The following is a 12,802-nucleotide window of genomic DNA, read 5'->3' on the forward strand; positions in this document are numbered from 1 at the left end:
TTATAAATCGTCTATATAGTAAAGAGAGTAAAAGTTGTATAAGATAGAATTAGACATCTATGGTGTGGGGGGAGTATATTGAAGAAGTTTCTGTTTGTTCTTTCAATAATTATTTTATTATGTGCTTGTTCGTTTTCTGATTTAGAGGCACAGCCTAGCCCCACTCGAACAAATGAGATGAATGATGATAAGGAGTTACCTGAATCTATTTTTGAATCGACGACGATACGTCCGTTTGATACTATCGCTTCATCATTTATTGAGGTTGTTGGTTGGTTTAGTGATGAAGAGATTTTATATTTAGAGGAAGAAGATGAACGTTCCCACTTATATAAATATCATTTATACAATGGGGATTCTGAACTACTTTTTGAAACGGATGGTTGGATTATTGATGTAAGTATAAATGCTGATCATTCATTCTTGGCAATTCAAACATATAGCACAGATAATAAAGCAACATTACTAGTCATGACTGAGGAAGGACAAGTGAAAAGAGTCATTGAAGATTTAGGCGAAGAATATGCTGTCTATTGGAATCCTTATGAACGAGAAGCGATGATTCTTATTTCGTTTTTACCTGATTGGAAGTTTGTAGCATACATGGTTGATATGAGTGAAGATTCAATTGTTGAGTTGGATTTACCATATCCATACGTACAATGGTTGTCTTCCACTACTTTTGCTTATTTACATTGGGATGAGTTTGAACCAAGTTATCATGCACCGTTAGTTGTTTATGATCTAAAGACACATTCAAAAAAAGATTGGAAAGATGACGTAATTGCATTTGCCAGTTTAGGAAATCAGCTTTCTTTTACTGTTACAGTAAGTTCACCTGATGAACTCTACTCAACTTATACATTTTATAAAGGTCAGAATCGTTATCGCACAATTGAAATGCCAATCTTAAATACGTATTCCGAGCAATGGTGGGTCCCATTTTATACGTATGATGGCAAAAACGATTTCTTTTATTACTTGCGTCCGAAATACAGTAGTGATTTCTTTAGCTATGAGGATGGATACGAATTTATTGCTTATTCTATAGAAGACGATTCAGAAAAGAAAATCATTACATTAGAGCAGCACGTCCCTCTTAGTATTTCACCTAAAGGTGATGCGGTGTTAATCGGAAATCGTTTTGAACAGATTTATGATGTAGATCAAGGTAAGCTAATTGATTTATTTGAATTTGAGTGACTTGCAAAAAGAAAGGTAATTCTGTCATAATGGAATCAAAGAATAAACTAAAAAGAAAGTAGACTAGGGGTGTCTCTTTATAAAGAGACTGAGATTATACCCTTGTACCTGATCTGGCTGATACCAGCGTAGGAAAGTCGATGCACATGATACTGTCATATGTAGCCGTATTCCGTTGATCGGGTACGGTTTTCTTGTGTTTACTATAGAAGGTGGTAGATAGAATGAAAGATTTTCAATTATACGCCATTACTGGCGAAGAGTTTCATCCTAATCGTGATTTATTAGAAGTTATGGAAGCGGCAATCATAGGTGGCGTGGATATTATTCAACTTCGCGATAAAATAAGTAGTAAAAGAAGGTTTTGAAAAGGCAAAAAACTTAGAGAATTAACTAGACGCTATGATGTTCCATTTATCGTGAACGATCATATTGATGTGGCATTAGCTGTTGATGCTGATGGGATTCATATCGGTCAAGATGATTTGCCAATTGAGGAAGCAAGAAAAATTGTAGGGAACAAAATCATCGGATTGTCTACACATCGTATTGAGGAAGCTCGGGCAGCCGAAGCAGCAGGGGCAGATTATATTGGGGTAGGACCTATCTTTCCAACGAAAAGTAAAGTTGATGTCGTTGACCCTGTTACGACTGAATATATTACGCAAGTTGTATCTGAAATCACGATTCCATTTGTCGCGATCGGTGGGATTAAATTGCATAATGTTGACCAAGTACTAAAAGCTGGAGCAACTCGTATATGTATGATAAGTGAAATTGTTGGAGCAAATGATGTAACGGCTGTCTGTCAGCAGTTTGTTAAGAAATTGTCTGAATAAGGAGTGCATAAGGGATGCGTTTAATGATAAATGGTGAAGAGCATAACCTATCTGTTCAAACATTAGAGGAAGTAGTTGCTCATTACAAGCTAGAATCACAATTAGTTGTCACAGAAGTGAATGGTGAGATAATTGATCGTTCCGATTGGTCAAAAACTGAAGTACAAGACGGAATGAAAATTGAGTTAGTACAGTTTGTTGGAGGAGGATGATTTAAAATGGATAAGAAATTAACGATTGCTGGGAAAGAGCTATCATCACGATTCTTTTTAGGGACGGGGAGATATCCGAATCCGTTTGTACAAAATGAAGCAATCAAAGCGTCGGAAGCAGAAGTATTAACGTTTGCGATCCGAAGAGTTAACTTAGATGCTCCAGGAGAGGATGCAATCCTTCAACATTTAGAAGGTATGTCGTTTACTTATTTACCTAATACATCTGGTGCTAAAACGGCAGAAGAAGCGGTTCGAATAGCTAGGCTTGCGAAAGCGTCTGGTTTAAGTGATTGGATAAAAGTTGAAATTAGTGTAGATGAAAAGACACTATTACCTGATCCAATAGAAACATTAAAAGCGACTGAAATTCTCGTTAATGAAGGGTTTGTCGTTTTACCTTATACTTCAGATGATCCTGTTTTGTGCAAAAAATTAGAACAAGCAGGTGCAGCTGCAGTTATGCCTGGTGGGGCACCTATTGGGACTGGATTAGGTATTTTAAACAGCTATAATTTGCAGCTAATTATCGAACAAGCAAACGTACCGATTATTGTTGATGCTGGGTTAGGGTCAGCGATGGATGTTGCCCAAGCAATGGAATTAGGTGCGGATGGAGTGTTAATGAATACCCCAGTGGCAAAAGCGAAGGATCCTGTAAAAATGGCAAGAGCGATGAAACATGCAATTGAGGCTGGGCGCTTGTCATATGAAGCTGGGCGAATACCAAAGAAAAAGTACGCAACGGCAAGTAGTGGCACATCATTTATTTTGAGTTAAGTGAAGGAGGAGCAGCTTTGGGGGAACGTTTGTTAGTCTTAGGAGGAGGCGTTATTGGCTTAGCGACCGCGTTTGAATTAAGTCAAAGAGGTTATGCTGTAACGATTCTTGAAAAGGCTATGTGTGGTGGACAAGCATCAGGTGCAGCAGCAGGGATGCTTGCTCCTTTTTCAGAAATCGCAGAAGACCCTGACGATTTCTTTCAGCTATGTTTAGATAGCTTACGTATATATAAAAAATGGCAACAGGAAGTAAAGAGAGTGTCAAAGCTAGACTTCGAGTATACGGAAAGCGGGAGTTTACATGCTATCTATCATGAAGCAGATGTGTTAGCACTTGAAACTAGAAAGTCTTGGCAGGAACAATGGGGAACAAAAGCGGAGCTGTTGACAGGTGAGCAGGTAAGAAAGATGGAACCGCTACTGTCTAACGATACAATAGCTGCAATGTATTATCCGGAAGAAAGCCACGTGTTTGCACCTGATTATGTGAAAGCATTAGAAAAAGCGTGTCGAAATAACGGAGTAGAAATTTATGATCAGTTAGAAGCTGTTGAGGTTTTAGATTGGAAGGAAGATATTTTACTTCAATCAAAGCGAGGTCAAACCTTTCGTGCTGATCGACTCGTTATTTGTTCAGGAGCATGGGCAAGTGAGCTTGAAGCTACCTTTGGAATCCGGATCCCCGTTTATCCAATTAGAGGACAAATTTGTGCTTATCATATGAATGCAAGTGAAATCAAGCACATTGTGTATACAAGTCAAGGTTATTTTGTTCCAAAGGCTAATAACACGCTAGTAAATGGTGCATCCGAGGATATTGCTGGCTTTCAAACTAACGTAACCGAAAAAGGGATAAGCCGTTTGACGAATTGGAATAAACGTGTTTTTCCGCATTTAAGGCAAAATAAGCCTTTCCATACTTGGGCGGGGTTACGTCCCGCAACACAAGATGGATTTCCGTTAATTGGAAAATTACAAAACGCTGATCATATCATTTTTGCGACAGGTCATTATCGCAATGGAATTTTGCTAAGTCCAATTACAGCAGTTGCTGTTGCGGATTTACTAGATCAAAAGGCGAACTATGAACCGTTGCGATCATGTATACCAGAGCGTTTTTCTTAGGAGGTAGTAGTATGGCAATTGCAAAAGCTTTAACAATCGCTGGATCAGATAGCGGTGGTGGTGCAGGAATTCAAGCTGATTTAAAAACATTCCAAGAACTTGATGTATTTGGAATGAGTGTCATTACAGCATTAACAGCACAAAATACATTAGGGGTTCACGGTGTTTATCCACAATCATTAGAGGCAATTGAAGCACAAATTGATGCTGTATTATCTGATATCGGTACAGATGCAGTTAAGACGGGAATGCTGTTTTCTGCTGATATAATAAAACTTGTTGCCAAAAAGTTAAAAGAGTATGAAGTGAAAAACATAGTTGTTGATCCCGTTATGATTGCAAAGGGTGGAGCAACGTTGTTACAAAATGAAGCTGTAAATGCATTAGTTTCTGAACTGTTGCCAATTGCAACGGTTATAACTCCTAATTTGCCAGAAGCAGCAAAATTATTAGGGGTGGAAGAAATTAGAACGATTGAAGAAATGAACGATGCAGCTAGAGCATTGCATGCTTATGGACCAGCTAACATTGTATTAAAGGGTGGACACCTTCTAGATGGACCAGCTACAGATTTGTTGTTTGATGGTGTGAAAATGCATGAATTAACGTCAGAGAGGGTACAAACGACGCATACACATGGGACGGGTTGTACGTTTGCAGCAGCGATAGCGGCTGAATTAGCCAAATCAAAATCAATTGCCGAAGCAGTTGAACAAGCAAAAGCTTATATCACAGCTGCCATTACAGAATCTTTAGCAATTGGTAATGGGATAGGACCTACTAATCATGCAGCTTATCGCAAACTACACATTGAAAAAGGACGGTAATCATGTTAAATAGTAATAAAACAGTCCTAGTTTTACCGCTCTTACTAATGCTCATTATGTTTGTTGGTGGTTACTTTTTTCTAAGTGATACAGAGGAAATTACGAATGAACAATTAAAAGAAAAAATTGAGCTAGAAGCGAGCTATCACGAAAATGGATCATTGCTCGTAGTCAACGGCGAATGGAACTGGTCTGTCATGCCGATTGAGGGGTTGTATGGAGATGATTATATTGGGGTTGCCATCCCGAATGTAAATAATCATAATGAAATCGTCGCAACACTAGAGTTAACATACGCCGATGATATTATCGAACAAATAGACGGTAAAGTGGTTGACAATGGGATTGTATTTACATTTCCAAATGCGATGATTGAACAAATTAGTTATGGAAATAGTGGTCGTTTTAAGGTTGAAATTGATCATCAACATAATGTAGACGTAGACGAACTAAGCGTTCATTATCTACATACATGGACGAATCATGCACCATTAGACATAGAGGACGCGATTTTTCAAACACCGACATTTGAAGAAGCACAGGACGTACCTCACTGGGTTCTATCAAAACAATTGAAGAAATAAATGAAATAGCGAGTTTCTTGAAGGTGTGATCAACGTGCTCATTCGTGGATTATCATATCAAAATGAGTATTTTTTTTATTGGTAAGGCTCATGTGTCTTGTGCTTATCATGAAGAAAAAAATTGAAAAGCTGGGTTAAACCGTTAAATAGTGTTACTTTACTAAAGATGTTTAGCCAAGTATTTTTTGCTATGCCACTTTGGTTTAAAAGTCTGATCGTTGTCATCGTTGGGCTAGTTTTTATCCCGAAGTTCATTTTGCCTTTTGAATGGGGAGGACTACCGTATTACTCACTTATTTACATTATGTTCGGTACCCATTTTATCTTCCCTAATCAATTAAAAAAATATCACGGTGCTGAGCATAAGGTATTTAGTTACAAGGGATTATAAGTCGTACTAGATTTACTCATATACGCAAAGCTTCCATTACAAATCGGAATTGTTCAACGAACATCGTAGTCATTTATTTTCTAAGTGTAATCATTATATTTGCTTGTTTGGCTTTTTTCCTTATTGACTGGACTACCGCTTTAACGTATGCATCCTATTGCGGACTTTTATTCCTACCAATTGTTAATGGGATTATGAGGAGAAGAGCCTTTTCATTTTTACGCAAACCGCTATTAGCAATTTCTTACTTTCTTCAAAAACATATTACAACAACAGAGCCAGACAAAAAGCATTTAATAGCATCAATCGAATCTTATCGGAAATTAGCAGAGAAGGAATTTCCTGAGAAATTAAAACGTAAACCTATACGTAAAGAGGTGAGTCACATGGCTATTGTAGATGTAACAGTAATTCCAATTGGTACGGAAACGGCTAGTGTTAGCGAATATGTAGCTGACATGCAAATTGTTCTTCAATCTTATAAGCAAGAGGGGAAAATAGACTATCAATTAACACCAATGAATACGATTATTGAAGGCGAACTGGCTGATTTATTTGAAGTGATACAAGCAATTCATGAAGTACCGTTTAAAAAAGGTGTCCAAAGAGTAGCAACAAATATCCGCATTGATGATCGTCGTGATAAACAATCATCGATGTCTAGCAAAATAGCTTCTGTTGAAGCAAAAATGGAATAGAAAGTAGAGTGGGGGGCATTATTTTAATGCCTGTCATAGTTTTAGGAGTAGCAAAGGCAACTATAAATCATTTTGCTTCAGTCTGTCGACAAAGTCTCGTAAAAGCGAGACGGTCGACAGGCTTTTTTATTGCAAGGAAATCGTCCTCCGACCACGCTACCGGGATGGGGGCACGCTTTGGGCAGGAGCACGTTGAACTAAATGGCACACCGGACTGGAGAAACACATATCCTAAAGTATGCAACTAACGCCTATGAGAATCAACTTCTCATAGGCGTTTTGTCTACGGTTTGAAGCCAAATATAAATCATTTGGCTTTGTTTTTTCCATCACTAAATGGGGAATACCGGCATCTAAAAAAGGTTCGGTTGATATCGTATGATACCCTAGCTTCTTATAAAAACCTTCTGCTTGGCATTGAGCATGTAGCTTTAAGCGGTTGTAACCTTTTTCATATACTACTTCTTCAATTTTGAGCATTAGAGCCTTACCGGCACCTGTACCTCTAACTTCTTTTTTCAAACAAATACGTTCTACTTTTCCGTAATCCTCTAGAAAACGTAGCCGTCCAGCACCAACTGCTTGGTCGTTTTCGTAAATAACAAAATGAATCGCTTCGTTCTCATATTGATCAATTTCCTCTTCCAAAGGAACATTTTGCTCTTCAACAAAAACTTTTTTTCGAACGTTGTATGCGTCTTGAAGTTGCTTATCATTTGTAACTTGAATTATGTCCATAGTTCATTCCTCTTTCGTTAATAAGTGATTATGATAATAAGCTTTTTAGTCCACGTGGTAAATCTTTTTGCCAATGTACCCATTTATGATCGCCATCAAATTCATGATATTCATATGAGAAATTCATCGATTTAATTAGGTCACGTAAATCGCGGTTTGGCGGTAGAAAGTTTACGATATTACCGTCTGTCGTATTGACCTCTGTTTCTTGCAGTCCGATTACATGATAAATTGAAATTTTTTCAGAGTGATTACAGTTTTTGACATCTTCCAAAACGTTAGCATTTACGAATGGAGAGTGCATCATCACATTGCCAAAAAGACTTGGATACCGTACAGCGGTCATTAAAGAAACGGTTCCCCCTAATGAATCTCCAGCTAATGTACGAGCTGACGCAATCGGTTCTATTGGATAATGCTCGTCCAAATAAGGTACTAGTTCGTGTGCTAAAAAGCGAATATATGCTTCATTTTGGACGTCATTAGGAAAATAGCGTTCGCGTCTAATATCTACTGATGGATATGGTATACCAACTATAATTGTTTCATTTATTTCACCTTCATCTAATAGTTCTTCAAAAACTCGTGGAATTCTGCCGATTTGGAAATAATCACTACCATCCTGGCAAATTAGAACGTGATACGATTGCATCGGTGTAAAATCAGGTGGGGTATAAACGATTAATGGGATTTCTTCCTCTAACTCTTTACTCATAATATGATCATCTAAAGTTGTACCTTGCAATGGTTTCTTCGCCATATGTATTCTTACCTTTCCTTTCATGTATACTTCTATTAGTGTACAAAAATACTAAGTCTGTGCCAAGTAAATCTCATTGCTACTTTACAAGTTATTTTGTAAAATAATTAAAAACAAAAAAAGTAGGTGTTTATTATGAAAAAGCCACCGAAGTGGATTTATTATAGTAAAATTTTTTATTCAAAATTTCAAGCTGGATGCGTAAAAGCTAAAATTGAAGATAATTGGACAAACGGCTATGAAATCGGTCCACTCGTTGAAATTAGACAGTTAAAACCAAATCGTTATGTTGTTAGGTATACATATGATGAATAGGAAATAGAAGCGGATAATTCGAGGATTTATCTTATGTTTTAATGAGACATGACTGAAAGATCGGTTTGTTCAAAGAAGAGCGTAGGAGATCATAACAAGCTTGTCTGAAAGAATCTCTTTCAGACAAGCTTAAAAAACATTTGGAACGGCTCTTTGCGGTTAGCTTTCTTCTGAAAATAGTTTCTTATACTTGCCGTAACCTTCTTTATCTAAGTCGTCTTTATGGATAAATCGTAGTGCTGCAGAGTTAATACAATAACGAAGTCCTGTTGGAGCTGGGCCATCTGGAAACACATGACCTAGATGGGAGTCGGCATCCGTACTTCTTACCTCTGTACGAATCATACCGTGACTTAAATCTTTTTTTCTGTAACGTCGTTCTCATCAATTGGTTTCGTGAAACTTGGCCAGCCACATCCTGCATCGTACTTATCCTTTGAGCTAAATAACGGTTTTCCAGAGACGATATCGACATAAATCCCTTCTTCTTCAAGGTCATAAAATTCGTTTTGAAAAGGTGGTTCTGTACCATTTTCTTGTGTAACGTGATACTGGATCGGTGTTAATCGCTCTTTTATATCCTTTTTATCTTTGTTCATTTGCTCCTCCTCCTTGTTCCAACGTTCGATAAATGCTTTTCGTCCAGACCCGATTTGATAACGACTATAATGAGCAGGATTTTTTTTGTAATAACCTTGATGGTATTCTTCTGCTGGGTAAAAAGCACTTGCTGGTAAAATTAATGTTACGATTGGCTTTGTAAAACGTTTACTCATTTCTAATTCTAACTTTGATGCTTCTGCTTGTTGTTTTTGTTCTTCATTATGATAGAAGATTGCCGTTCGATAGGAATCTCCACGATCATAAAACTGCCCCCCAGGATCTGTCGGGTCAATTTGTGACCAAAAAATTTGGAGGAGTTTTTTATATGAAAATTTCATTGGATCATATGTGATTTGTACAGCTTCAAAATGTCCGGTTGTCTCTGAACAAACCTCTTCATATGTTGGATTTTTCGTATGTCCGCCTGTATATCCAGATACGACACTTTCAATACCGTCAAACTGATCAAATGGTTTAACCATACACCAAAAACAGCCGCCAGCAAATGTGGCTTTTTCAAATGATTGCAACATCTTCGACCTCCCTCCTTTTAAAAAATTATAACATGTTTCCTCTTTATTGACCTTGTAGTTGCTTACGTGAAACAATAACAACCACGAGCTTTCGGATAAGTAAGCCAATTGCATAACCTGTTAAATGAAAGAGAATAGGAGACCAAATGACCCCAAGTAAGTGATTAAATAATGTGACACTTTCTGAAAAAATAATACCAACAGTTCCAAAAATAAGCAGAAGTAACAAATGGAATAAAGGCATAATGTACTTTATCTCCACCAGCATCACGATAAGCATCATACATAGAAAATAGATAAATACATGGGTAAAACATGATCCATTGATAATTAACACTGGCATTGGCTAATTCGCTTTTTCCATAAAAGCTAGGAATAATAGCGAAATTAAGTCTTGCTTGGACGTTAATCGTGAATTCCAAAATAATGAAAAAAATGCCTTTTATATATTTTTTATTGATTAATTGGCCAAACCCTGGAAATGCAATACACCAAAAGATTACTTCACTTCGTTTTTCAAGAGCCATGATTTCACCTTCATTGTAATATTGTGTTTTGTTAGTGTTTCCTTAATTCCGTTTTCTAACCTATAATATTACGCAGTTAGTCAAACATAATAAAGGTTTGTCCAATGGTTTACAACCTTTTGGACAAACCCTTAGAATTCTTACTTAGCGATACGAGTGGGAGGCTTTCGGTCCTCTAATCGTTCAGGTAAACCTTCCACTGCCATAATTACACGATCGATTTTTTGCTCTAATCGGTGCAGAAGATAAAGTGTAATGGCAATTGGAAAACCGTATTCACCAATTAGAGGAATCCAAAGTTCAATTGCTGTCTCCATCTTACGGTAGATCAATTGTAGTGACGTGTCGTTCAACGATGCGAGCACCACGAATTGCTGCGAGACCGCCACCATTTGACTCAATAACATCTTCTGCAATCATTTGAGCCATTGCTTGTGAAATAGCTTCACTATCAATTGGTTCTAAAGGGTCATCAATTGAAATGGTTACAAGTCCACCATCTTCATTGTCAAACTGCAGTTCTAATCTTTTACTCATCCTTCATTACCTCCTTTTTTCATTACATAATAGAATATTGGTTATTACGGATCGAATCAGCTACTTCATGTTGTTGTAATGATGTGATTACATCGGTAAATTGTCTAAGCTGCTCATCAGAGCTAGTACCTTTAATGTTATTAAATGATTTCAGCTTGGTGATATTAGCTCCTTCTTCATCTACTCCAACGATAAATGCAATCGACAAGCGACTATTTTGCTCTTCATTCATCATGCTCACCTCCTTCATGTACAATATCGTTTTCTTGCATACTTTTCAGTGATCAAACAGAAAGTAATAAAAGATCACGTTTTAAACAAGTTGTAAAAGGGGAAATCATAACATGAATTAAGGCTTATTTTTCAAGCTAAATCGAGGGAAGTGAGGGATAGTTATGGAGGAAAGAAAAATTGCAGGAAATGAAAAAGTAAGCAGTGTTTTAGTCATTTCAGCTATAATCGTAACTCTTTTTGTCCTATGGGGTGCTGTATCTCCTGGCTCACTTAATGAAGCGGCTAATGAAGGGCTAAATTGGATGATTGTAAACTTTGGTTGGTTCTATATGCTAGTTACTGCTATTTTTGTGATATTTGTTATTTTTTTGGCTGTTAGCCGTATGGGAAAGTTCGGTTAGGTAAACCAGGTGAAAAACCAGAATACTCATGGTATTCATGGATCGGGATGTTATTTGCTGCTGGCATAGGTGTCGGGTTCGTTTTTTGGGGAGTAGCTGAACCGGTTTTATATTATTTAGATCCACCGATGGGATATGCTGCCGAGACGCCGGAATCGGCTGTTGCTGGGCTACGTTATGCCGTTTATCATTGGGCATTACATCCATGGGCAATTTTCTCAATAGTCGGTTTAACGTTAGCATACGTACAATTTCGTAAGGATCGCCCGGCACTAGTTAGTTCAGCTTTTTATCCTATTTTAGGAGAACGTGTGAACGGTTGGTTCGGACGATTCATTGATATATTAGCAGTTATAGCTACTTGTACTGGTGTCGCAACAACCTTTGGCTTAAGTGCTCTTCAAATTACGGGAGGATTGTCTTTTATAACAGCGATTCCGAATAATGTTTGGACGCAAATTATCATAATCGCAGTCGTTACAGTTCTATTTATGGTATCTGCTGGAAAAGGGCTTGATAAAGGGATTAAAAGACTTAGTAACCTCAATTTAGCTGTAGCTGGTATATTATTACTTTTTGTTATTATTGTTGGTCCAACTTTATTTATAGCAGAAAGTATTGTTACAACATTAGGTGGATATATAACAAATGTAGCAGAAATGAGTCTAACTATGACCCCTTTTGCGGAAAGCGGCTGGTTAGGAAGGAATACGATTTTCTTTTGGGCTTGGCACATAGCCTGGGCTCCATTTATGGGGGTATTTATTGCACGTATATCACGAGGTCGTACGATTCGTGAATTTATGGCAGGGGTTTTACTCATTCCTTCATTATTAGCAATCATTTGGTTTACTTCTTTCGGAGGAACAGCACTAAATATTGAAATTGCAGGAAATGTTCCAATTGGTGATATGGTGATGGACAACGTAGAGATTGCTTTATTTGCAACTTTAGGAGAGCTACCATTAAGCATGATTACTAGCTTATTAGCTGTGATATTAATTTTAATTTTCTTCATTACTTCCGCTGACTCAGCATCTTACGTATTAGGTTCAATGACATCAAGAGGGAGCCTTAACCCTAGTTTAATTGTAAAGATGCTTTGGGGTCTTCTAATTGCTGGAACGGCAAGTGTCCTATTGATTAGTGGGGACGGAGGGCTTGAGGCTCTGCAAACAGCCTCTATTATTGCTGCTTTACCATTTGCCATTATTATGACATTAATGATCTTCTCTGTTTTAATTATGATTGGTCGGGACTATAACAAGGAAAATGTTAAGAAAAGAAGACTTCATAAGCAGAAATTGAGTGAGGAAATTAAAGATGACTTATATGATGATTTAAAGGAAGATGTGTATGAGCAGGTCAAAGAGGAGGTGAAAGAAGAAGTTCGTGAAGACATTTATGAACAAGTGAAAGAAGAGCTTTACGAAGAATTAAATGAAAGAAAATGAAACAAAAAATAAGTTAGATTATTCAACTGGTTAAAGTCG

Annotated in this window: 16 protein-coding genes, 5 pseudogenes and 1 riboswitch; of the genes and pseudogenes, 13 read left to right on the top strand and 8 right to left on the bottom strand. The window is 37.4% G+C overall.

What is annotated here, in order from left to right; genetic code table 11:
* Positions 1-78: 78 nt before the first annotated feature.
* The 11 genes and pseudogenes from JCM19034_RS00360 to JCM19034_RS00405 all read left to right on the top strand — a co-directional run bounded on the left by JCM19034_RS00360 (position 79) and on the right by JCM19034_RS00405 (position 6,909).
* On the top strand, positions 79-1,203 hold the full coding sequence (locus tag JCM19034_RS00360) for a hypothetical protein (RefSeq protein WP_062046389.1): 1,125 nt from the start codon (positions 79-81) through the stop codon (positions 1,201-1,203).
* A gap of 55 nt (positions 1,204-1,258) precedes the next feature.
* Positions 1,259-1,355, top strand: a riboswitch (TPP riboswitch).
* A gap of 72 nt (positions 1,356-1,427) precedes the next feature.
* Positions 1,428-2,042 (top strand): annotated as a pseudogene (thiE, locus tag JCM19034_RS00365) (thiamine phosphate synthase).
* Between the two features lie 14 nt (positions 2,043-2,056).
* The gene (gene thiS / locus JCM19034_RS00370) at positions 2,057-2,254 is read left to right on the top strand and encodes a sulfur carrier protein ThiS (protein ID WP_062046391.1); all 198 of its coding nucleotides are present in this window, start codon (positions 2,057-2,059) and stop codon (positions 2,252-2,254) included.
* 6 nt (positions 2,255-2,260) lie between these two features.
* Complete coding sequence (locus tag JCM19034_RS00375) at positions 2,261-3,034, top strand: thiazole synthase (protein ID WP_062046393.1); 774 nt, start codon at positions 2,261-2,263, stop codon at positions 3,032-3,034.
* Positions 3,035-3,051: 17 nt separating this feature from the next.
* On the top strand, positions 3,052-4,161 hold the full coding sequence (gene thiO, locus JCM19034_RS00380; RefSeq protein WP_062046395.1) for a glycine oxidase ThiO: 1,110 nt from the start codon (positions 3,052-3,054) through the stop codon (positions 4,159-4,161).
* An 11-nt stretch (positions 4,162-4,172) separates the two neighbouring features.
* Positions 4,173-4,988, top strand: a complete 816-nt coding sequence (gene thiD, locus JCM19034_RS00385; protein ID WP_062046397.1) for a bifunctional hydroxymethylpyrimidine kinase/phosphomethylpyrimidine kinase — start codon at positions 4,173-4,175, stop codon at positions 4,986-4,988.
* Positions 4,989-4,990: 2 nt separating this feature from the next.
* A complete protein-coding gene (locus tag JCM19034_RS00390; protein ID WP_062046399.1) occupies positions 4,991-5,572 on the top strand; it encodes a hypothetical protein in 582 nt (193 codons plus the stop codon).
* Positions 5,573-5,693: 121 nt separating this feature from the next.
* Positions 5,694-5,963 (top strand): hypothetical protein, encoded by a 270-nt coding sequence (locus tag JCM19034_RS23820; RefSeq protein WP_062046401.1) that lies wholly within the window; start codon positions 5,694-5,696, stop codon positions 5,961-5,963.
* A gap of 71 nt (positions 5,964-6,034) precedes the next feature.
* A pseudogene (locus tag JCM19034_RS23825) lies at positions 6,035-6,232 on the top strand (hypothetical protein); the annotation flags it as partial.
* A gap of 117 nt (positions 6,233-6,349) precedes the next feature.
* Entirely contained in the window at positions 6,350-6,661 is a 312-nt protein-coding gene (locus tag JCM19034_RS22110) for an MTH1187 family thiamine-binding protein (RefSeq protein WP_062047302.1), read from the top strand.
* A gap of 26 nt (positions 6,662-6,687) precedes the next feature.
* Positions 6,688-6,909, top strand: coding sequence for a hypothetical protein (locus JCM19034_RS00405; protein WP_062046403.1), 222 nt, complete (start codon positions 6,688-6,690; stop codon positions 6,907-6,909).
* Here the strand turns inward: JCM19034_RS00405 and JCM19034_RS00410 are convergent.
* Complete coding sequence (locus tag JCM19034_RS00410) at positions 6,893-7,399, bottom strand: GNAT family N-acetyltransferase (RefSeq protein WP_082393654.1); 507 nt, start codon at positions 7,397-7,399, stop codon at positions 6,893-6,895. The genes JCM19034_RS00405 and JCM19034_RS00410 overlap by 17 nt on opposite strands.
* Before the next feature lie 28 nt (positions 7,400-7,427).
* Complete coding sequence (locus tag JCM19034_RS00415; RefSeq protein ID WP_062047304.1) at positions 7,428-8,159, bottom strand: esterase family protein; 732 nt, start codon at positions 8,157-8,159, stop codon at positions 7,428-7,430.
* Positions 8,160-8,294: 135 nt separating this feature from the next.
* Between JCM19034_RS00415 and JCM19034_RS00420 the strand changes: the two genes are divergently transcribed.
* Positions 8,295-8,474 (top strand): hypothetical protein, encoded by a 180-nt coding sequence (locus JCM19034_RS00420; RefSeq protein WP_062046405.1) that lies wholly within the window; start codon positions 8,295-8,297, stop codon positions 8,472-8,474.
* Between the two features lie 159 nt (positions 8,475-8,633).
* On the opposite strand, the pseudogene msrB reads toward JCM19034_RS00420, so the two are convergent.
* The 6 genes and pseudogenes from msrB to JCM19034_RS00445 all read right to left on the bottom strand — a co-directional run bounded on the left by msrB (position 8,634) and on the right by JCM19034_RS00445 (position 10,906).
* Positions 8,634-9,073, bottom strand: a pseudogene (msrB, locus tag JCM19034_RS24355) (peptide-methionine (R)-S-oxide reductase MsrB).
* Positions 9,074-9,196: 123 nt separating this feature from the next.
* A pseudogene (msrA, locus tag JCM19034_RS24360) lies at positions 9,197-9,724 on the bottom strand (peptide-methionine (S)-S-oxide reductase MsrA); the annotation flags it as partial.
* A gap of 50 nt (positions 9,725-9,774) precedes the next feature.
* A complete protein-coding gene (locus JCM19034_RS00430; protein ID WP_370621759.1) occupies positions 9,775-10,137 on the bottom strand; it encodes a hypothetical protein in 363 nt (120 codons plus the stop codon).
* Positions 10,138-10,277: 140 nt separating this feature from the next.
* Complete coding sequence (locus JCM19034_RS00435; protein WP_082393708.1) at positions 10,278-10,442, bottom strand: YvrJ family protein; 165 nt, start codon at positions 10,440-10,442, stop codon at positions 10,278-10,280.
* A 13-nt stretch (positions 10,443-10,455) separates the two neighbouring features.
* On the bottom strand, positions 10,456-10,674 hold the full coding sequence (locus tag JCM19034_RS00440; RefSeq protein ID WP_062046409.1) for a DUF2922 domain-containing protein: 219 nt from the start codon (positions 10,672-10,674) through the stop codon (positions 10,456-10,458).
* Positions 10,675-10,696: 22 nt separating this feature from the next.
* Positions 10,697-10,906, bottom strand: a complete 210-nt coding sequence (locus tag JCM19034_RS00445; protein ID WP_062046411.1) for a DUF1659 domain-containing protein — start codon at positions 10,904-10,906, stop codon at positions 10,697-10,699.
* 163 nt (positions 10,907-11,069) lie between these two features.
* Between JCM19034_RS00445 and JCM19034_RS00450 the strand changes: the two are divergent.
* A pseudogene (locus JCM19034_RS00450) lies at positions 11,070-12,763 on the top strand (BCCT family transporter).
* Positions 12,764-12,802 lie beyond the last annotated feature (39 nt).

This window comes from Bacillus sp. JCM 19034 (assembly GCF_001310635.1).
GTDB lineage: Bacteria > Bacillota > Bacilli > Bacillales > Bacillaceae_D > Halalkalibacter.